Below are 21,159 nucleotides of genomic sequence, written 5' to 3'. Positions count from 1 at the left end.
CAATAACCTGTACACTTTCATTCTCATCAAGCCGGTTTTTCATCATGAAGCGCTTTCATTTTCTGTAAATAAAAATTTTCTTGCTCCAGTCGCTTGCCCGCAATAAATTCGTTACGCGTTACTTCTTTTATAGATGTCACCCCATTATGTTTCACACCTGGCATATTCGCTGCCTGATCCATAACGAGAACCGGTGTATAAAATGAGTCTGTGACAAGGTAGCGAGCCACGCTAATTTCATTTCTCTTCCCTACATGACCGTACCGTAAGACTACCTTCCAATATTTCCATCCCATATCCATCCCTCCGCTTTTTTCATTCTTATGTTACCTATACCCGTTTTAACACAAAAAAACTAAATTCACTGATATGAATTTAGCTTCTTTAAGACATAATTTGAATAAGATCGTAAATGAACAAAAAAAGACAGACCGATCATGCCGGTCTATCATTTTTTATTAAGTGCTACTTTATCAATCGAATTGTTGACTGTGTACCATTTATCATCTGCACTATAGCCATTCGTCTGTCCAGCCACTTGATCTCGTGAAAAATAATAAAGCGGATAGCCTTTATAAGTCGTTTGTTTTTTACCTGTGTCAGCACGGGTAATGACGCCGAAATCAGATTCACTAAAGCCTTCTGGGACTTTGCTTGATTCAATATAAAACGGCGGCCATTCCTCAAGACAGTGATTTGTGCACGCGGACGCATCCTGCTTATCGTTCATATAATAATACAATGTCATTCCTGCTGAATCTGCCAAATACTGACCAGTCTCTTCTTTTTTCATGACCTTCAATGGGCTAGCCGGACTTTGAGCCGATTCGTGCGGTTCATTGATCGGTGCTGACATCTTTTCTGGCTGTTCATCTGGCTGACACCCTCCAAGCAACATCAATAACAAGACATATGCTAATTTTTTTCGCAAAAATACCGTCCCCCTTTTTAGATTATAATATCCACAAGGAAAGAGGATTATACAATGTTTCACGTGAAACATTTTTCATGACTTTATTAATCGTTCGATAATAAAAGAAAGATACTGTTCTTCTTCTTGAAGACGAAAAACGGGATAGCGTGATTCGTGTAAATGAATCCAGCTAATAATGCATTGAATGGCTTCAAGTTCAAGAAGTGGCAAGTCGTCTTCTGTGCGGATCAGTACTATTTTCGGGTACAATTCTTTTTTAAACCCTTCCATTAAAATCAGGTCGACTGGAAACGTATTGTACACGGCAAGAATATCATCGAGCGGCCAGCTGTCACGTTGAATATTTAGCTGTAGCAACCCATCCCCTTCGACACCGGCGATAATTGCGCCGGCCTGCTGATGGCGTGTACTGTCTTTCGTATCCGGTGAGCCGCCGTGGCCATGATGTTTAATGGTTGCAACTCGAAAGCCATTCTCAGTGACATGGGTAATAAGTTTTGTTATTAATGTCGTTTTGCCGCTGTTTTGATAGCCGACAACTTGTAATACATTTTTCATGTAAAGCCTCCAGCGTTATAATGAAATAAGGAGTGTGATACGATGACTATGGCAGGTGTCGTGCTCGCCGGCGGACAATCTTCCCGCTATGGCAAGCCAAAAATGTTTGAACTGTACAATGGAAAACCATTTTATCAATACAGCATTGATGCGCTAAAAGAAAACAATTTGGCGCCGATTATTATTTCCACGAACGACATGCTAGCGCCGTATTTTGATGCGATTGGTGTCACATTATCGATAGAAAAAGAGTGCCACCGGGGTCCTCTTTTTGCTCTTCATCATGTGATGAAAAGTCTCCCCGAGCCGGATTGGTTTTTTGTTTTGTCGTCAGATTTACCATTTGTGACAACTGATTTTGTAAAGCAATTGATCGCTTATACAAAAAGCAATGAGTATAAAGCGGTCGTGCCTGTTCAAAATGAAAAGATCCACCCTCTTCTCGCCCTTTATCATCGTGACTGCCTACAACCCGCTGATCATCATCTCAAGCAAGATAGGCGGAGCATGACAGCGCTGTTAAATAGTGTAAAATATAAAACAATCTCTTTTAGTATAGAAGAACCTTCTTTTATCAACATTAATAGTCCATCTGATTTTGAGGAATTCAAAAGAGTATGATACTTCTCTTTTTTTAACCTACTATTATGCATAAGTAGCAAATGGCGGGTCATTATGACTCACTTTCCAACATAATTCTTTCTGCGCCTGTATACACATTGAACGATTGATTCCGAATAAAACCAACAGTTGTAATGCCAAGATTTTCTGCCAATGTAAGCGCAAGTTCAGTCGGGGCCGATTTCGATAAGATCATTTCACAGCCGATCTTGGCCACTTTCAACAAAATCTCTGAAGAAATTCTGCCGCTGAACACAAGTATTTTATCCTTAATGGATATGTCATTTTTCAAACAGTATCCGTAAATTTTATCAAGAGCGTTATGTCGCCCAATATCCATTCTAGATAAAAGCAGTTCATTCATATCGCATAATGCCGCATTATGAACGCCTCCTGTCTGCTGAAACGTAACCGCCGATTCCTGCATATCCTTCATAAGGCGAAAGCAATCTTCCGGTGAAACTTTTACATGAATATCGTTCATTTTTTTCGCTGTCAACGCGTCATTAACAAACACAAACCCTTGACGGCTTCCCCCGCAGCATGACGTAATATACCGTTTATTTTGAAATTTTTCATAGTATGGATTCGGCTTATCTGTTTTCACATGAACAAACCCTTCATCCTCCTGTACCCATATCTCTTTAATATCTTCATATTTCCGGATAATTCCTTCAGATGCCAAATACCCAATTGCCATATCTTCAACGTATTCCGGCGTGCAAACCATCGTCACGAATTCTTGTCCGTTTATTTTAATCGTCACTGGGAATTCAGTCACAATTGTGTCTTCTCTCGTTGTCATTTTTCCATTTGAAAAGTGCAGTACGTCCTTTTTTATTTCCGCGCGGCTCAACGTAAATCCTCCTCTACATTGATTTCTTTTGTTCTATATAATTACTCCCACAAAAAAACCCTCCTTAGTTAGACGATAAAGATCTTTCTTTTATCTGTCTACTAGAAGGGGATTATACCGTCGTTCACAAATTGCTCATACATTGAACCTCTTTTTTACGTCAACAACGGGGTCACGGAAACCGCACACACTTTAAATCCTGGCATTTTACATGTTGGGTCAAGTTCTTCATTCGTTAATTTATTAATATTTTGAATGCCGCTCCAATGCATCGGGACAAAAACGGTATCTTCCCGAATTGATGCGGTTAGTTTACTGCGAACGACAATCTCACCGCGCCTAGATTTTACTTTGACAAGTGTCTCATCACGTATATTCAGCTTTCTCGCTGTTTTCGGATGAATCTCAATAAACGATTCAAACTGGCGAGCCTCCAGTGTAGGACTTTTGCGCGTCTGCACACCTGTTAAATAATGTCCGAGTACACGCCCTGTTGTTAAATAAAGCGAGAACTCTTCGCTCGTCTGCTCTTTTGGAAAATGATTATCTACTGGAATAAGCGCTGCTTTTCCGTCCGAATGGGCAAATGACGTTTCGAATAATCGTTTTTCACCCGGATGGTCGATCGATGGACAAGGCCAGTAGACACCTTCTTCTTTTCTCAGTCGGTCGTACGTAATGCCATAATAATCAGCTAGTCCGCCCCTGCTTGCTACTCGAAGTTCCTCAAAAATATGTTCCGCGCTAGAATAAGAAAAATAAGATCCTTTCTCAAGCAACTCTGCAACTCCGCTGAGCACTTCCCAGTCTTGTTTCACAAAGCCCGGTACTGGACGCGCCGCTTCCCGTAGCAAGACACGGCCTTCTAGATTCGTCAATGTGCCCTCATTTTCCAAGTAAGAAGACGTTGGCAAAATGACATCCGCCATTTGTGCCGTTTCGGACATCAACATATCTGCGACGACAAGAAAATCAAGCTTGCGCAGTCCTTCTTCAACGAAATTCGCATTTGGATTGGAGACAATCGGGTTCGATCCCATTAAAAACAGCGTGCATATTTCCCGCTCATGTACTTTTTCCATCATTTCATAAGCGGAAACTCCTTTGCCCGGCAAATCATCCGGTTCGACTCCCCACACACCGGCTATATACGCACGGTCTTCCAGGTTTTCAATTGAACGGTAGCCGGGGAGCTGATCTGCTTTTTGACCGTGCTCCCGTCCACCTTGGCCATTCGCCTGTCCGGTCACTGCTCCATACCCGCTGCCGACTTTGCCGATTTTTCCTGTGACAAGTAAAATATTAATAAAATTGCGGACCGCCATGTACCCATCTGTTTGCTGCTCAACTCCTCTCGCTGTCAATATCATGCCCGAAGCCGCTTTACCGAACCGTTTGCCCGCTTCTTGAATATCCTCTGCCGGAACACCTGTAATAGAAGCCAGCTTAGCAAGATCAAGTGTATCAATATGGGCTTTTACTTCTTCAAATCCATTTGTCCGTTTTTCCAGAAAAAGTTCATCGGCATAGCCGCCGTCAATGATGACTTTAAGCAATCCGTTCGCAAGTGCTGCATCCATACCAGGCTTCACTTTTAAATGAAGATCTGCCAGTTCAGCGGTCAACGTATTGCGTGGATCTATGACGATGATGTAGGCTCCATTTTTTTTCGCATCTGTAAAATACGGCATTAATGTTGGCTGACACTCGGCAATATTCGTACCGGCTAAAATAAGACAGTCTGACTGTCTGACTTCCGGCAATGGATTGGTCAAACCTCGGTCAATGCCAAACGCTTTATTGCCGGCTGTTGCCGCTGCCGACATACAAAACCGGCCATTATAATCAATGTATTTCGTCTGCAAGGCGACACGGGCAAACTTGCCGAGCAAATAAGAAGTTTCATTCGTCAGCGATCCGCCGCCGTATACACCTATGGCATCGCGACCAAATTCACTTTGAATGCGCGAAAATTCGGTCGCAATAAGAGCGTACGCCTCTTCCCATGTAGCCGGCATAAATACACCGTCTTTTTTAATGAGCGGTGTTGTGATACGCTCGCCGCTCAATGCGTGCTGATAGGCATTCATCCCTTTTATACAAAGCCGTCCTTCTGATGCCGCATTTTGCTTTGGCAGCACCTTATACGTTTTCAGACCAGATTCTTTCTTTTCAATGACCTGCATTTTGCACTGTACACTGCAAAATGGGCATTGCGTCTCCATGACCGTTTCCATCCTTTCACCTACCTTGTAACATGGCAACCGCCTGTTGAATTTTTTTTGTTTTTCTTTCTATTTTCCGCTTCAATACTTCTTCACGAATGAACACAATGCCCAGTCTCTTGATCCATACAGGCAATGGTTCTGGATAAAAAGCCGTTTCCTGGTAATATTGCAGCAATGCAGCCGCCATCGAAATTACTTTTTCGTCTGTCATCGGTGCATAAAATCGTTCACCGCTCACATATAATTCCCAGCCACCCGGCACGCCAATTAATCCGATATCTTCCTTAAGCGAATGTGCTTCATCACGTGGACTAGCTGATACACCAATTGTCACATTCGCCGGTACAATTATGGTTTCCAGTTCTCGTTCGAGCGTCATGCCCATCTGAACAGAATCCTGTATAGCTTCTCCTGCATATCGAATACCAGCGCACGTACCAACTGCATGAATTTTTTTTCCGTAAAGCGGACTGGCTGCATTCAACTCTGCCCGAATCGTAGCCGCGTCTCCTTCCTTCACACCGTATAACTCCACTCTCGGACCGGCCGCAAGTTTCACAAGAGGAATCGCATATTTCTCAACGACATTAGCAATTTGTTTCAGCTGGTCTGCTCCCGTCACTCCGCCATACATACGCGGCGCTATAACGTACGTGCCGTCTGTCTGCCGCTCCTCTATAATATCCGGTAAGGACTGGCTGTGAATACCCATATAATAATAAAGTGCCGGGCGACATATTACACATCCATCTTCATTATTCCAATCAAGCCGATTCATGATTTGTGATTGCGAATCGCCCGGGTACAGCTGAATGACTTCTAGTAAGGTGCTATGCTCCGCGTCCGTACAGGCGCAAATTGTTTCTTTCACTTTGTCTTCTCCCGCACCGTTTCGCTGTACATAATCAAGAATGCCTGCCACAACCAGCCGGCAGCCCCCGCACGAACTAGACGCTTTCGTACATTCTTTAATTTCATCGACACTTTGTAAATCCTGTTCACATATGGCATTGACGATCGATCCTTTTGACACACCATTGCACGCACAGACGATATCGTGATCGGCCATCGATGCAATAAGAGCATCGCCATTTGCCGGAGAGTCCCCCACACTTTTCATTTCTTTTTCAAGAACGGCATAATCGGTTTTCTTTTGAATCATGCCAAATAATTTGGCGCCTTCTTGAATGTCACCAAGTAAAATGGCCCCGACGATTTTGTTATCACGCACGACAATTTTTTTATACGTATTTCGAATGCCATCATGCCAATTCAGCGACTGCGTATCATCACTGTCCATGAATTCGCCGGCTGAAAAAACATTGACGCCCGATATCTTTAACTGTGTCGATAAAATAGACCCCCGGTAACCTGTTGTTTCCAGACCGCATAAATGGGCCGCCAATATTTTTCCCTGTTCATATAAAGGCGCGACAAGCCCGTACACAAGACCGCGATGTTCCGCGCATTCGCCGACAGCATATACATTCGGCACATTGGTCTTCATATAATCATCGACAACAATTGCCCTGTTCGTTTTAATTGCCGTTCCCGAAACGAGTTCTGTATTCGGACGAACACCGACTGCCATTACAATTAAATCGGCTTCCCGGCGGCTTCCATCTTTAAAACTCAGCCCTTTCACCCGTTTATGCCCAGTAATTTCAGCCGAGTGCTTTTGAAGAAGGAAATTCATTCCTTGCTCCTCAAGCTCCTTTTGCAACATATTAGCTGCTGTCTGATCCAACTGACGGTCCATAATATAGTCCCCAATATGAACAACATCAACTTTCATGCCAAGATTCAGCAGTCCTCTTGCTGCTTCAAGTCCGAGAAGTCCGCCGCCGATTACGATCGCTTTTTCGTGTTTTTTAGATAATCGGATCATTTTCTCACAATCATCAATATCACGAAAAGCAGTCACGCCTTCTTTTTTTGCACCTGGAAGCGGCAGTATAAACGGAAGAGACCCTGTCGCCAAAACTAATTCGTCATACTCTACTGTTCGTTTTGCCGTTATCACACATTTTTGTTCCGTATCCAATTTTACAACTGGCTCATCTGTAAAAAGTGTAATCTTATTTTCTTCATACCAGTTCCAATCATTCAACGTAATGCTTTCAACAGATGTATCACCTTGCAGTACTTTGGACAGTAAAATCCGGTTATAATTCGGATGAGGTTCTTTTCCGAAAATCGTTATATGAAAAGAGTGTGGATTAATCTTTACTATTTCTTCGACGCATCGCACGCCAGCCATGCCGTTTCCAATGACGACTATTTTTCGTTTATTCATATAGAGGATCCCTCCTTTTTTATTCAGCTTTTAAAGTAGGGTTCCAGTACGCTTCGTTTCCTGTAAATGACTCTGCCATATTGCTTGCAGCCTCTTTATCTGCATCACCTTTCGTGAAAAGGATAAAGAAAAAAGAAAAGATTTTCATATTGTCCACTCCCTTATTTAGTCTCTTATGTCAGCTTACTTAACACAATATGAAATAAAAAGAAGAAAGTCAATTTCATTTTCACTATTTTCCGAAAAATTATGTTAGGTTTTCTAACAATAAGATAGAAATTAACCTTTCCCAGTCATACACTTATGTTAAGAAATCATTACCTTTTAAAGAAGGAGAGGAACAGATGAAACTATCAGAATTTAAAAAAAGCGGCCATACGCCGTCCTTACTTGCTTCATTTTTGTACTTTGATATCAGCTTCATGATCTGGGTGTTGTTAGGGGCACTCGGTGTGTACATTACGCAAGACTTCGGGCTATCTCCAGCTGAGAAGGGATTAATCGTCGCTATCCCCATTCTCTCCGGCTCTTTCTTTCGATTAATACTCGGTGTATTAACAGACCGGATTGGCCCACGCAAAACAGCCATTGGCGGAATGATTGTCACGATGATCCCTCTTTTCTGGGGATGGTTATTCGGAAATACGATGACAGAGCTTTATTTCATCGGTATATTGCTTGGCGTTGCCGGTGCCAGTTTCTCTGTTGCCCTGCCAATGGCCAGCCGCTGGTATCCGCCGCATTTGCAAGGCCTTGCGATGGGAATTGCCGGTGCAGGGAATAGCGGAACGGTTTTTGCGACATTGTTTGGGCCGCGTCTTGCGGAACATGTCGGCTGGCATGGCGTGTTGGGAGTTGCTCTTATCCCGCTCAGCCTCGTCTTTATCACGTACGTTCTAATTGCAAAAGATGCACCATCTCAACCTCCTGCGCAGCCATTGATCAATTATTTTAACGTCCTTAAAATGAAAGACACATGGTATTTCTGTTTGCTATACAGTGTCACATTCGGCGGTTTTGTCGGCCTGACGAGTTTCTTAAGTATTTTTTTCGTTGATCAATATGCACTTTCAAGTGTAAGAGCCGGAGACTTTGTCACACTATGTGTCATCGCTGGAAGCTTCTTCCGCCCCGTCGGCGGAATGATTGCCGATAAAATTGGTGGCGCTAAACTGCTCAGCTTTTTGTTTATCGGTGTTGCCGTAAGTATGTTTGGCGTCAGTTTACTTCCTTCTCTCGCAATCGTGACAGCTTTGTTGTTTTTCGGAATGATGTGCCTTGGAATGGGGAACGGCGCTGTATTCCAGTTAGTACCACAGCGTTTCCAAAAAGAAATTGGCGTGATTACTGGGATCGTCGGTGCGGCCGGCGGAGTTGGCGGATTTTTCGTCCCGAACATCCTCGGTACATTAAAACAAATGACCGGCACATACGCGGCAGGCTTTACCGTCTATGCGATTATCGGTATTGCCGCACTCATTCTATTGGCCATTGCACAAATTTCATGGCGGAAATCATGGGCACCGAAAGAAAAATCGGCTTAATACAAGATTAAAAGAGCTGACTCTCCTGAAAAATTCAGGCTTTGAGTCAGCTCTTTTTTTTACCATTTTTTCACGATCCTGATATTTGTCCATTGCAGGAACGACGTAGCAGGCATCCAATGCAAGTATATAAACGCTAGGCTTTTTTTAATTCTTCTTTTACCAACTTAATATTTTTAAATAACAAAATTAATTCCCTTTCTTCTCTTAAAACAAGTACTAGCTTTGAAACTAAAAAACGATCACTATTAACTATACAACCGTTTATTTTGTATTTACTGTTTCAGGACAACAATGTGCTAACAAAACCCCTTGTTTTATTTTTAATTTTGTTTGTTTCGTTAGCGATTGCCAAAAGTCTCCTCCTCTTTAACAAACTGTCCGTTCGTGCCGATCAATCACTGCTTACCATTCAGTTAATCATTGGATTTCTTATCAATATGAATGATTCGTCATTCATATCATAATTTTTTTTGCTTATTTTGGTTAGGAGAGCTGCCTATACATACGCCAGCCAGTTCAGTTTATTTTATGCTGTTTTTACGTACGCAGCTTACGGATTGGGCCGGTTTATTTACTTTTCGTTTCCTCCATTTGATCAAATTGATTTTATCATTTTAAAAGGTATGGAAACCGAAAGTCTCATTTTATCCATTCGAAACTGTGTCGCTGGGCAAATGGTTTTCTCGTATTCATCCAGCCGTTTTTTATGAACGAACCTGTCGTTGAAAAAAAGCTGGACCTATCCATTGCCCATTTAGTCAAGAGCAGCGGCATCGACTTACTACCGCGTGAAGCTGAACTGCTCGATTCATTGCTACTCAGACTTTCAAACGACGAAATCAGCCAGAAAATTTTCTTATCTGTCGGCACTGCCAAAAACTATTTAACGATTCTTTACAAAAAACTAAACGTCTCAAACCGTGCTGAACTCATGGCATTTATGTATGCTCTTTTTAAAAAAATAAATACTTGAATGAATAAAATCAAACAAGACGTGTTCATTTATGTAGCTTCGTAAACAATGGATTTTGAATGCTGTTAATTTGTAAATATCCCATATGACAAGTCTTTTTTATTTCACCAAAGAGCCGGTTTTGCAACCATGAACCATAACATGATCATGAGTAAGGCAATATAAATCCAGACAGAACGATGCAGCTTACTTATTAACTTATCTTGACTTATTTTCTGCGCGTGAAACCTGCAAATAACCGGTGAAAAGGCGCGTGCGAGGAAAAACACGGAGCTGACCATAACTGCAATCGTCATAACAACCCACGATGTTGACCAAGACCACGCGCTTTTCCATACAAGCAAAACACCCGTCGTCACGAGTACATGACCGGCATGTTTCACGAGACTGACGGTTGATTTGAACAAAGACAAATACGCAAGCAGCCCTCTTTGATCCGCTGCCCGCATTCTTGGAATCATCGGCACAAGTACAAAAAATGGGCCAATGGACAAGACTGCACTAAAAATGTGCAAAAATAATATAACTTGATAAATCGTATTCACCCTTTACTTAAATCAATTCTGAACAGCGCGGAATTCGTGCACCCACACACGCATTTGCGGAAGCCAAGGCATATTTGGATGATACGATAAAATTGAATTTTTATATTCTTCAACCGTCGCATATCCTTCTTGCTTAGCGTGCTCATCTGTTAATTCACCGAGTGATTGTGAATATACGCGCTCCACTACGAAATCACGGCCATCAAGCGTCATCACTTCGCCAATATCCGCATAGCGGCCATTGCGGCGCGTAGCTGTTTTTTCACCTTTCAATACTTTTTTAACATCTTCTTCCATTGTTACTAAACGCTCAATCGTGCACGTCTTAGGAGGTAAAGCCGCATTTTCATTTTGTGTCGTCATGTTAAAACCACCTTTTTTATATTATTATAGGCTTCCACTTTACCATATTTTATTTTTCCATAGTATATCTGATTAAAAATAACCGGAAAACCGCTTCAAAAATGAAGCAGTTTTCAATATTAATGAGGCCTCATAACAGACGCGCCCTTCTTTTTTTCATGTAGTAAGCTCGAACAAAGAGTACCAATGGCAAAAGAATAGATACCTTAAGCCATCCTTCTGTACCGCCAATGTATATAGAAAGTATTGACGGTAAAAGAGCTATTCCACTCCATACTAATGCTCTCCACGATTTTTTCCATAGCCCCCATATAAATAAAAGCAAGGCAGATCCAATCATTATCCATAAACCAAGACCAACCAAGAAGAAATCCATTTTTCTCCTCCTTTGTCTGATTATCTGCATGCCTTTTCATTTACTTTTATTCAACGGAATGGGCTATTATTCTTTTGCTTACTTGTTACTGTGTATCAAGTGCATTAATTTTTGATTTCGCACTTCCTGTTCTTCTTGGGAAGCTAGGTCATATTTTTTAAATAAATGAAATAACTCATTTAACCCTTCCTGTACATGCTCGTTCTTTAAAAGTGACTGCAACTCTTCGTACAAAGCTGCTGGTAAAAAGTCCCGCTGGCTTTCGAGTTTTTGTATTACATCCTCTTGTGAGTGATCGATACTGCATTGTCCCACTTGCCTACCGCTCCTTATTAATATTATTTTTGGAAATATTCATTATTCTAATATTTCTTTATTCCCAATTAAAGACCTATCTACAATCATTGATCTTTCTTCTCAACAACCATGTAAGCTTGCTTCGGATGATTTAATTGATCTGGATATTTTAGCCTTACCCTCCCTTTACTTAGTAGCTTAGCTAAATAATTATTTCTTAATCCATCCGGTGTTCTCTCTAATAAGTATGCCAATTCTTTTAACATTAATGGCTTTTGGGTGCACAGTCTAATGATAATCTCTTCCATCGTGCTTGGCTGCAAGCGCCTTTTCCTTCTGGCAAGTTCTGAAATCTCCCATAGTTCTTCCTCTACTTCCTTTGAAGAAGAGAGATCTGCTGCTTTTTCTTTTTGTTCATATGTCAAATCATTTGCCGTTATATCTGTTATATCTGTGTTTTCATGGTTTATTATAGGCACTTCACTATTGTCGGAGTTAAAAGTATGAATAAATAGATACTCCCTATTATTATCGGAGTTATTCTCTTTACTAACGGACTTATCATCGATATTATAGGAGTTACCATTATTAATATCGGAGTTCGTCTTATTATTTATAGAGTTATCAATGATAATATCGGAGTTCTTATATTTAATATAGGAGTTACCCTCTTTATTGATGGAGCTTTCATTCTTATTTATGGAGTCTATCGTGTCATCAACGTTCTTTGTTAAAGGTTCTTCGTCTTCATGGAATATAAAAAGATCACTTTCGTCTACTTCCTTTAATTGTTCTTCTTCCTCCAACAAATTTAATTTTACATGTAACGCGAGGATTGTACGCTCTGACTCTAGTGCCTGGATTATATCCAAAGTTCCCTCTTTCTTCTTTTCCCATGTTGCTTCGATATTTTTCAATCCCGAACCAGTCCTTTTACAAAGTCCGATTAAAATAAACATTTTAAAAAGGTTAGGATTGCGAAGATTGCTCATGTTGCCTTCTAACGCTTGTTCTACTGACATACGAAAAAGACCAGGGTTTGAAAATCGGAATAATTCTTTTTCTTTTTCAATGACAATGCCGCCACCTCCATAATAATCAGAGTGAACTAATGAATTGATCAATGCTTCATGCAAGCAAGACAGATCATCCTTCTCAACAGACTGATCAAAACGGTTATTTTCATATAAAACATTATAATCGGCAGCCAAATCAGCACTTGCCTTAAAGTAAAAATCAAATACATTCCCTGACCACGTTCCATCTTGTGAAGTAAAACGGTTGGACCAATTCCCTTTCTCTGTCCCTTCTAAGCTTTCTCTATATTCAAGAAAATACTGCGGCAAAACCTCCGTAATAATCCTTTCCTCACTGAACATTAATAATCCAGCGATAGTCAAGCCTTCCTTACTCGTATTTCGTACCTTTCCCCATGCACCGATCTTATATAAAAATTCTTTTGTTTCAAGTCCATTCCATGGATGATCTGGTTTAATGGCTGAAAATTTATATCGGTAATTTTTAATAGATTCGAAATTAAGTTCATTTATTCCGTAATGTTCTAAGATTAAGTTATCCTGTGGAGCGGATGAATAATCAGGTGGATGATTTATATTTTTATTCAAGTTCAATCTCCCTCTTATCCTCTATTTGTTTCTTCGTTGTTTTATTTTATCACCTTTTGCTTAGACCTTCTCTCCTCTCTACAGCTTATAGATTTTTTCTTTGTTAACACATCGCAATTGGATGATTTATACTAGCAGAAAGAAACTATTTTAATATACAAAATCAAACGTAAGTATTCTAAAATTATAACTCTGTTTATTTTTTACATTCCCATTAAAAAAACTATTTTAAAATATTTATTAAAATAGTTTTTTTCACTTTACAATCCATTAAATAATGCATATGGAAGATGGGTACCTTTTTCCATACGCATTTATTATGTGATCAATTTAATTCACTGATATACTTATATTCAGAAAGTCGGAAAATACCACAACAAACTTGTGGATAAAGAAAAAGAAGCTAAAGGATGCCCTTAGCTTCTTTTTTTATAGTCATTTTCATGTTAATGAATACATTTTTCATTAAGTCTTCATTAGCATCCTAATCCGCAATGATCTTTTCCAAGTTATTGAGCTCTGGCTTTTTTAATTTGCTTGCTTCTTAATTGTCCACAAGCAGCATCAATATCTGTCCCATGTTCTTGACGAACAACACAGTTAATGCCTTTCTTTTTGAGCGTATCATAAAAGGCCATCACTGCTTCCGGATCACTTCTTTGGTACTGACTATGTTCATCAACCGGATTATATGGAATTAAGTTAACGTATTGCCGCTTTTCGCCAATCAATTCGGCAAGTTGAAGAGCGTCTTCCTTACGGTCGTTTACATCCTTCAGCAAGATATATTCAAATGTAATTCTCCGGTTTGTTTTTTCCAAATAATAGTCGACGGCCTTCATTAATTTTTCTATCGGAATCGCCCGGTTTATTTTCATAATCCGCGTTCGAAGTTCATCATTTGGCGCATGCAATGATATGGCTAAGTTTACCGGTAATTTCGTATCGGTGAATTCATAAATTTTATCTGCAAGCCCGCTCGTTGACACAGTAATATGTCTTGCCGCGATTTCAAGCCCTTTTTGATCAATAATCACTCTTATGAAGTCAATAAGGTTATCAAAATTGTCAAATGGCTCACCAATCCCCATGACCACAACGTGACTTACTTTTTCACTTTGGCCCGCTTTATCCAGATGATGCTGCACATTCATAATCTGTTCTACGATTTCTCCACTGGATAAATCGCGTGTTTTTGCCAATAATCCACTCGCACAAAAACTACAGCCAATGTTACAGCCGACTTGCGTTGTGACACAAACCGATAAACCAAATTTATGTCTCATCAATACCGTTTCGATCAAATTGCCATCATGTAACTTGAACAAAAACTTAACCGTTCCATCCGCTGATTGTTGCTTAATATGCTCATTTAATGTTTGTATGACAAAGTGATCAGCTAGTAATTGAACACACTCTTGATTGATATCAATCATTTCAGAGAAGTCTGTTACCCGCTTTCTATATAGCCAATCCCAAACTTGTGATGCACGAAACTTTTTATGCCCATATGCCATAAGCCATTCTTCTAGTTGATCAAATGTCAACCCATAAATGGATTTTTTATTCATTTGTTACCCTCTTTTCAAAGCTCTAAAATTTAACCCTATTCTACGTTATAGCAGCCTAAACTAGCAACTCGTTTATTATCGTTCCAATTTCTAAAAAAAGCAAGGAGAGGTACGGGGGATACTGTATAAACTTCATTCATTTATAGTACAGCTCTTCTTATTATATATAAGTGAGCATTTTATTCAAAAAATACATTATTTTCAAAGGAAGAATTGACTTCTACACTTATAGCAAATGAAAACCGGGGAATAACTTAAAGAATGGATTAAAGAGTTTTGGCCGGCTGCGGCATAGGTGTTTTTACAGGAAGTATTTCAAAGCCGCTTCACTTAGGGTCATCGCTCCATCTGACATCATTTGCGCATAGATACAGAGGAAAAACAATGATGGGTTTCTTATTATTTTAGATAGGAGTGTCTGAATGCTGAAAAAGAAGCAACTTCTTCTAAGGGATAACTCTGTGCAAAATCAAATAACGTTCATCCATCAATTGTTTGGTCTATCAGCTTAACTAGCGATTCTGATAAGGTTTCATACGTCTTTTTTTAATGAATACCATATTTGCACCAGAACCATAAAAAAGAGGCAAGTTCACCAAGGGGTGAAGTCTGCCCAAAATGAAGTTGAATTCATACATCAGTTGTTCGGAATAGCATCATAACGGGCAAGTTAGTAGGTAATATAGGTTCTATTTTTATCAAATTATTTTCGCACCAGAACCCCCAATTTCTTCTCATTTTCGAAAAAATGGCGAAGTCTACTTAGCAACAATGGACGCTGTCTACAAAAAGTGCTCCTGAGATCCAAGGGTTTTCAAAAATCCAAAAAGAGATCAATGATCTGCAAAATGCTCTTCAAATTAGCAAAAAAGCACCCGTCTCCTAAAAGGTTGAGACTGCATATATACGAAAAAAATCGTACCTTCATCGGTACGATTTTTTCTTTGAAATTAAATTATGCTCGTCATATTTTTCGTTTTTCAGCCAAATCAGCAGCCAGTTGGTTTGTGCGTTTCTTACTCAATGGGTATAGGAAAACCAAGATGAAGAAAATCACAATATAAATGACTGCAGGCGCTAAAGTAGCAAGTGTATGAATCCCATGAAGTGCACCTTGTGTTTGCACCTCACGAGTTGCATCATATCCAACTGCTGCAATGGCAAAACCACCGAGACCACCCGCAATAGCTTGACCTAATTTACGAGCCATTGAATAGATCGAATATACAGTTGCATCTTCCCGCAAATCGGTTAAATATTCATGGTAATCGATCACATCTGTTACGAATGCCCATACGACTAAATTGAAGAAGGCAAACCCAAACATCCCAACAGCTGAAATGGCGATAAATGGCGTTAAAGTCAAGTTTGGCAAGAAGTATAAAAGAGTATAGACAACGCTTGCAAGTAACATACCTGTTGCCGCTGTTTCTTTTTTGCCAAATCTAGCTACAAGTGGTGCCACTAACGGAATGGCTAGAAATACAGCTGCCGCTTGGATAAAGCCTACGATACTTAAGGCGGCTGCGTTACTGAAATAATCTTTAAATAAATACACATTGACCGTACCAATCAGCATCGTATTCACCATAAAAAGTAAAGATGCGATTAAAATAAAAATTAATGGCTTATTTTTCAAAAGACCTTTCATTGTTTTAGCTATATTCACTTTTTCTTTTTCAGTTTCAGGTGCAACAATACGTTCCGTTGATAATTTATAGCATGCCATGTAACAAACAATCGCCAGAACACCGAAAATAGCGGCTGCCATCAGCATACGGTTCGCATCTATCTTATTGTCTACAAACACAATGAGAGGGCCAAGTACATTAATGATTAAGCTTGCCAGCATCGCACCCATCGTTCTCCAAGTGGATAAAGCTGTACGTTCAATAGGATCGCTCGTAATGACAGACGCCATGGAGCCGTATGGAATGTTCACCGTGCTATATAAAGTTCCCCAGACAATATATGTGACGAAAGCCCATGCCATATAAAATCCATCTGACATACCTGGAATTTTTACGAACATTAATATACCTGAAATAACGAGTGGAAAGGACATTCTGAAAATCCATGGTTTAAATTTACCATGTTTGCCCGATTTTCTAGTATCAATAAACCGACCCCATGCAACATCCGCAACGGCATCCCATAAACGTGCAACTAAAAAGAGGACTCCTACAGTAGCCGCACTAATATGGAAAACATCTGTGTAGTAAACCATTAAGAACGACAGTACTAGTATAAAGAAAAAGTCATTACCGAAATCACCAAACAAATAACCGAATTTATCTCTCATGCCAAATTTTCTGACTTCCACATTTGCAGATCCTGTTCCCGTAGCTTTTTGATTCATTTTTTATCCCTCCATTACTTTAAAAACATATTTCAGAAGCCTTGCCCTAAAATTAATATCAGAACCTTCGGATGTTTAAAGGTGTGTCCATCACTATTCCCACCTTCAGCAAAACATTTGCCTTTCTCCTTGAAATTTGTCCTATTTTTTATTTTTGAAATCCCTTTCAAAAATATATAAAAAAATTTTTTATTACATCTCGAGATAGAACATTAATTAGTTTAATAAACTAATTAATTACCGTACCAGTAGAATATCATCCTCTTTTTATTCCGTCAATATAATTTTGTAAGCGCTGTAAAAAACTTTTTTCCATTTTAGGTTAATCTTTTTACAAAAAGGATTTGGAATTTGAATGAATTTATATGAATCGTCTACACTTATCTGGACAGAAAAATTTCGGTCACGTACACTTACTTGACCTAGAATAGACGTAGAGCCGAAAACACGATGAAGCAAGCATATCGTACCTTTACGTCCGAGTTCAAAAAATAGATGGTGCAGCTTGAAGGACAGCTATGATTCGTACGATTGATGCTGCCATTAGCTCTATCTGACAACCGTGGAGCCGCATTGTTGGTCATCGCGACGTGCAATCAAACCCGAAATCGTCTTAAGATTGTACGTGATGAAGACTCTGATCAACTGAAATTAGTGGAAACCGAAATTCGGATGAAGGCCCTTGAAGAGGAAACCAACTACATTGAAAATTTGAATAAGGAAGGACAAATCGACCGAGAAACTACGTATGTGACTGAAGAACACATTCATCGGATGAGGCTCGCGGTAACTAACCGAATGCAATATAGAAGTTTATTCATTTGGACAACAATTAAAAGAAGTGTGTACAAGCTTTTACAGCTTTTTATTCTGAAGAGAAGCGTATTGGATGGAAGAGAATAGTTTGCATTCTTATTATTGAACATCAACTTTAAAGCCGTTCCTTCATTCATTGTAGAAATACGATTAAAGGAACGGCTTTCTTCGGGTTAAAGGAGTATAGATTATTTCATCATTTTTTGAACCAATTCCCGATTGCGCTTTTTAAAGATCTCATTATGTGAAGAGACCATTCCGGTTTTATTAGCATCAGGCTGAATAAATTGCTTCGCTTTGTTTACAGCATTTGCGGCATCTTGGAAAGCACCCGCTATTAAATGTAATTTCCCCTCGTGCTTTAGAATGTCTCCAGCCGCGTATAGTCCATCTACTGAAGATTCGCTCGCAGCATTACCTGCGATATAATAATCATCTGCTATTGCTATCTCCACTTCACTATTTTCAAGTAATGTCTTATCCCATTCATAACCATGATTAATAATCACTTCATCAATTAGCAAATACGATATCTCTCCTGTTTCATGATTTGTCAGTTCAACACGTTCAATGACTTCATGATTAGTGCTAGCCATTAGTTTTGTAATAGACGTATTAAAGAAACAAACAGCGGAACTGTTCATCAGCTCTGTTACTTGTGCTTCATGACCTGCTAAAGCATCTTTTCTATATGTTAAATAAACATTTTTTGCGATAGGTTCTAATTCATTTGCCCAATCGATTGCAGAATTCCCTCCACCTGAAATAATCACCGTTTTATCTTTGAAATGTTTTAAAGACTTTACTGTGTAATTTAAATTAGACACTTCAAATCTCTCTGCACCTTCTATTTCCAACTTTTGTGGGTTTAATATTCCACCGCCAACAGCCACAATGACTGTTTTCGAAAAATGCTTTTGGCCTGAGGCAGATTGTAATACAAAAATGCCTTTATCATCACGGGTGATCAACTCTACTTTTTCATTCAACACTACTTTTGGGTTAAACGTCAAACCTTGCTCTACAAGCTGTTCAATTAATTTTTCTCCTGTTATTGGCGTGAGTCCTCCAACGTCCCAAATCATTTTCTCTGGATATACATGTATTTTCCCGCCTAATTGTGGTTGATATTCAATAAGCTTTGTTTTCATTTCCCTAAGTCCACTATAAAAAGTGGAATAAAGCCCTGCTGGACCTCCTCCAATGACAGTTACATCAAATAGCTCTTGCTGCTCCATGTCTATTCACTCCTACAAATTAATTGTTATTGATTATCATTATCAATTAAATATACACATTTCTCTCTACTTTCACAATAAAAACAATGGTTGACAATTAAAATAGATAGAATTATGATATTTAAAGTAATGAAATTGATTATCGTTATCAATTATGTTTAGTCATATGTTTCAATAGATGGAGGTGGAGGTGGAGTAATGGTTCGCCTATACACAGATGATTTAAAGATTAGCTACGGTGAACGTTTAATTATAAAAGATCTCAATATACAAATTCCTGATAAAAAAATCACAACCATTATCGGTTCGAATGGCTGTGGAAAATCTACGCTGTTAAAAGCAATGACTCGCATTATTCCGTATCAATCTGGAACAGTCGTTTTAGATGGAGAACATATCTCCAAAGAAAGCACGAAGCGACTCGCCAAAAAAATGGCGATTCTTCCACAAACACCAGAAAGTGCAAGTGGATTGACGGTCGGTGAGCTAATATCTTATGGCCGTTTTCCCTATCAAAAAGGCTTCGGACGCTTAACAAAAAAAGATTATGAAATCATTGATTGGGCTCTTGAAGTCACAGGAACACACGATTTTAAGTTCCGACCTGTCGATGCCCTATCAGGAGGTCAACGCCAACGCGTCTGGATTGCCATGGCTCTTGCACAAGAAACGGAAATGATTTTTCTTGATGAACCTACAACTTATTTAGACATGGCACATCAATTGGAAGTTCTAGAACTTTTGCAAAAATTAAATGTAGAACAAGAACGTACGATTGTCATGGTCCTTCATGATTTAAACCAAGCTGCTCGTTTCGCTGACTTTATAATTGCTTTAAAAGACGGAGAAATAGTTAAAGCCGGAGTTTGCGAGGAAGTTATTAATCAAAGTGTGTTAAAAAAAGTTTTTCATATTGACGCTGAAATTGGACGGGACCCCCGTACAAAGAAACCAATGTGTATTACATACGATCTATTAAAAGGAGAAGATAAAAATGAAAAAACGATTAATTCCATTCATGCTAATGCTCGTGCTAATTATTAGTGCTTGTAGTAATGAATCTGACAATAACGAGAAAGAGGCCTCTACGGACAAAGAAAAATCAGGCACCATCACCTATCAATCCGAAAATGGACCTATCGAAGTTCCTGCTGACCCACAACGGGTTTTGGTACTTTCTTCTTTTGCCGGTAACATCATGGCTTTAGATGTCAATCTTGTTGGGGTAGATTCATGGTCCAAGATGAATCCACGCTTTGAAAAGGAATTAAAAAACGTAGAAGAAGTATCCGATGAAAGTTTAGAAAAAATTATTGAATTAGAACCTGATTTAATCATTGGTTTATCAACGATTAACAACGTCGATAAATTAAGTGAAATTGCTCCTACTGTCACGTATACATATGGAAAAGTAGATTATTTAACCCAACACTTAGAAATAGGCAAATTATTAAATAAAGAAAAAGAAGCAAAAGCATGGATTGATGACTTCAAAAAACGTGCACAAACAGCCGGTGAAGACATTAAAGCCAAAATTGGTGAAGAGACAACTGTTTCTGTCATTGAAAACTTTGACAAACAACTTTATGTATACGGCGATAACTGGGGCCGTGGTACAGAAATTCTTTATCAAGAAATGAAATTAAAGATGCCTGAAAAAGTAAAAGAAACGGCTTTAAAAGATGGATACTACGCATTATCATTAGAGGTTATGCCTGAGTTTTCAGGAGACTATGTCATTCTTAGTAAAGACTCGGAGCAGGATAATTCATTCCAAGAAACCGATACGTATAAAAACATCCCTGCTGTTAAAAATAACCGAGTTTTTGAAGTGAACATGAAAGAATTCTACTTCAATGATCCATTAACGTTAGATTTTCAGCTAGATTACTTTATTAAAAACTTTCTTGGTAACTAATTCAAATAAGGAGGAATTCTTAACTTAAGAGTTCCTCC

General features: G+C 39.2%; 21 protein-coding genes and 2 pseudogenes. 8 read left to right on the top strand and 15 right to left on the bottom strand.

The annotated features are described in order from the left end of the window. Positions 1-26: 26 nt before the first annotated feature. From AWH49_RS16155 to mobB, 3 genes are all read right to left on the bottom strand, one after another. Positions 27-296 carry a hypothetical protein gene (locus tag AWH49_RS16155; RefSeq protein ID WP_018394987.1) on the bottom strand — a complete coding sequence of 90 codons (270 nt, stop codon included), beginning with the start codon at positions 294-296 and terminating at the stop codon, positions 27-29. Positions 297-448: 152 nt separating this feature from the next. Beyond that, a complete protein-coding gene (locus tag AWH49_RS16150) occupies positions 449-931 on the bottom strand; it encodes a COG4315 family predicted lipoprotein (RefSeq protein ID WP_051927915.1) in 483 nt (160 codons plus the stop codon). Between the two features lie 75 nt (positions 932-1,006). Further along, positions 1,007-1,492: a molybdopterin-guanine dinucleotide biosynthesis protein B gene (gene mobB, locus AWH49_RS16145; RefSeq protein WP_063966561.1), complete on the bottom strand. Its 486-nt coding sequence runs from the start codon at positions 1,490-1,492 to the stop codon at positions 1,007-1,009. Between the two features lie 42 nt (positions 1,493-1,534). Here mobB and AWH49_RS16140 point away from each other — a divergent pair, with 42 nt between their 5' ends. Further along, the gene (locus tag AWH49_RS16140) at positions 1,535-2,113 is read left to right on the top strand and encodes a molybdenum cofactor guanylyltransferase (RefSeq protein ID WP_063966560.1); all 579 of its coding nucleotides are present in this window, start codon (positions 1,535-1,537) and stop codon (positions 2,111-2,113) included. Positions 2,114-2,165: 52 nt separating this feature from the next. Here the strand turns inward: AWH49_RS16140 and fdhD are convergent, their stop codons facing one another. From fdhD to AWH49_RS21045, 4 genes are all read right to left on the bottom strand, one after another. Then, complete coding sequence (gene fdhD, locus AWH49_RS16135) at positions 2,166-2,918, bottom strand: formate dehydrogenase accessory sulfurtransferase FdhD (protein WP_063966790.1); 753 nt, start codon at positions 2,916-2,918, stop codon at positions 2,166-2,168. Positions 2,919-3,124: 206 nt separating this feature from the next. Beyond that, positions 3,125-5,206, bottom strand: coding sequence for an assimilatory nitrate reductase catalytic subunit NasC (gene nasC / locus AWH49_RS16130; RefSeq protein ID WP_063966559.1), 2,082 nt, complete (start codon positions 5,204-5,206; stop codon positions 3,125-3,127). 4 nt (positions 5,207-5,210) lie between these two features. Further along, a complete protein-coding gene (gene nirB, locus AWH49_RS16125; RefSeq protein ID WP_063966558.1) occupies positions 5,211-7,493 on the bottom strand; it encodes a nitrite reductase large subunit NirB in 2,283 nt (760 codons plus the stop codon). Positions 7,494-7,512: 19 nt separating this feature from the next. Beyond that, positions 7,513-7,641, bottom strand: coding sequence for a hypothetical protein (locus AWH49_RS21045; RefSeq protein WP_018394994.1), 129 nt, complete (start codon positions 7,639-7,641; stop codon positions 7,513-7,515). A gap of 196 nt (positions 7,642-7,837) precedes the next feature. On the opposite strand from AWH49_RS21045, the gene AWH49_RS16120 reads away from it, so the two are divergent. Together AWH49_RS16120 and AWH49_RS16115 are read left to right on the top strand one after the other, a co-directional pair. Beyond that, a complete protein-coding gene (locus tag AWH49_RS16120) occupies positions 7,838-9,037 on the top strand; it encodes a nitrate/nitrite transporter (RefSeq protein ID WP_063966557.1) in 1,200 nt (399 codons plus the stop codon). 709 nt (positions 9,038-9,746) lie between these two features. Next, positions 9,747-10,013, top strand: a complete 267-nt coding sequence (locus AWH49_RS16115; RefSeq protein ID WP_063966556.1) for a helix-turn-helix transcriptional regulator — start codon at positions 9,747-9,749, stop codon at positions 10,011-10,013. Between the two features lie 104 nt (positions 10,014-10,117). Here AWH49_RS16115 and AWH49_RS16110 read toward each other — a convergent pair whose 3' ends face one another. The 6 genes from AWH49_RS16110 to rlmN form a co-directional block, all read right to left on the bottom strand. Continuing rightward, entirely contained in the window at positions 10,118-10,549 is a 432-nt protein-coding gene (locus tag AWH49_RS16110; RefSeq protein WP_211268417.1) for a hypothetical protein, read from the bottom strand. A gap of 21 nt (positions 10,550-10,570) precedes the next feature. Further along, positions 10,571-10,921 (bottom strand): ASCH domain-containing protein, encoded by a 351-nt coding sequence (locus AWH49_RS16105; RefSeq protein ID WP_063966554.1) that lies wholly within the window; start codon positions 10,919-10,921, stop codon positions 10,571-10,573. A gap of 130 nt (positions 10,922-11,051) precedes the next feature. Then, entirely contained in the window at positions 11,052-11,297 is a 246-nt protein-coding gene (locus AWH49_RS16100) for a hypothetical protein (protein WP_018394999.1), read from the bottom strand. A gap of 78 nt (positions 11,298-11,375) precedes the next feature. Next, on the bottom strand, positions 11,376-11,612 hold the full coding sequence (locus AWH49_RS16095; RefSeq protein ID WP_063966553.1) for a hypothetical protein: 237 nt from the start codon (positions 11,610-11,612) through the stop codon (positions 11,376-11,378). A gap of 86 nt (positions 11,613-11,698) precedes the next feature. Beyond that, on the bottom strand, positions 11,699-13,219 hold the full coding sequence (locus AWH49_RS16090) for an ATP-binding protein (RefSeq protein WP_063966552.1): 1,521 nt from the start codon (positions 13,217-13,219) through the stop codon (positions 11,699-11,701). A gap of 509 nt (positions 13,220-13,728) precedes the next feature. Then, positions 13,729-14,790 carry a dual-specificity RNA methyltransferase RlmN gene (gene rlmN / locus AWH49_RS16085; RefSeq protein ID WP_018395002.1) on the bottom strand — a complete coding sequence of 354 codons (1,062 nt, stop codon included), beginning with the start codon at positions 14,788-14,790 and terminating at the stop codon, positions 13,729-13,731. 422 nt (positions 14,791-15,212) lie between these two features. Between rlmN and AWH49_RS20865 the strand changes: the two are divergent. Both AWH49_RS20865 and AWH49_RS20860 read left to right on the top strand, forming a co-directional pair. Continuing rightward, positions 15,213-15,302: pseudogene (locus tag AWH49_RS20865) on the top strand (IS6 family transposase); the annotation flags it as partial. 63 nt (positions 15,303-15,365) lie between these two features. Then, positions 15,366-15,452, top strand: a pseudogene (locus AWH49_RS20860) (IS6 family transposase); the annotation flags it as partial. A 302-nt stretch (positions 15,453-15,754) separates the two neighbouring features. Here AWH49_RS20860 and AWH49_RS16080 read toward each other — a convergent pair. Further along, positions 15,755-17,149 carry an MFS transporter gene (locus tag AWH49_RS16080; RefSeq protein WP_063966551.1) on the bottom strand — a complete coding sequence of 465 codons (1,395 nt, stop codon included), beginning with the start codon at positions 17,147-17,149 and terminating at the stop codon, positions 15,755-15,757. Positions 17,150-17,683: 534 nt separating this feature from the next. Between AWH49_RS16080 and AWH49_RS16075 the strand changes: the two genes are divergently transcribed. Beyond that, complete coding sequence (locus AWH49_RS16075; RefSeq protein WP_157723764.1) at positions 17,684-18,052, top strand: hypothetical protein; 369 nt, start codon at positions 17,684-17,686, stop codon at positions 18,050-18,052. Positions 18,053-18,153: 101 nt separating this feature from the next. On the opposite strand, the gene AWH49_RS16070 is transcribed toward AWH49_RS16075, so the two are convergent. After that, positions 18,154-19,203 (bottom strand): NAD(P)/FAD-dependent oxidoreductase, encoded by a 1,050-nt coding sequence (locus AWH49_RS16070; protein WP_063966549.1) that lies wholly within the window; start codon positions 19,201-19,203, stop codon positions 18,154-18,156. Between the two features lie 198 nt (positions 19,204-19,401). On the opposite strand from AWH49_RS16070, the gene AWH49_RS16065 reads away from it, so the two are divergent. Together AWH49_RS16065 and AWH49_RS16060 are read left to right on the top strand one after the other, a co-directional pair. Continuing rightward, on the top strand, positions 19,402-20,247 hold the full coding sequence (locus AWH49_RS16065) for an ABC transporter ATP-binding protein (protein WP_034287732.1): 846 nt from the start codon (positions 19,402-19,404) through the stop codon (positions 20,245-20,247). Further along, on the top strand, positions 20,198-21,121 hold the full coding sequence (locus AWH49_RS16060) for an iron-hydroxamate ABC transporter substrate-binding protein (protein WP_063966548.1): 924 nt from the start codon (positions 20,198-20,200) through the stop codon (positions 21,119-21,121). The genes AWH49_RS16065 and AWH49_RS16060 overlap by 50 nt, the downstream gene beginning before the upstream one ends. Positions 21,122-21,159 lie beyond the last annotated feature (38 nt).

This window comes from Domibacillus aminovorans, assembly GCF_001643235.1.
Classification (GTDB): Bacteria; Bacillota; Bacilli; order Bacillales; family Domibacillaceae; genus Domibacillus; species Domibacillus aminovorans.
This window is presented reverse-complemented; position numbering and strand designations above follow the sequence as displayed.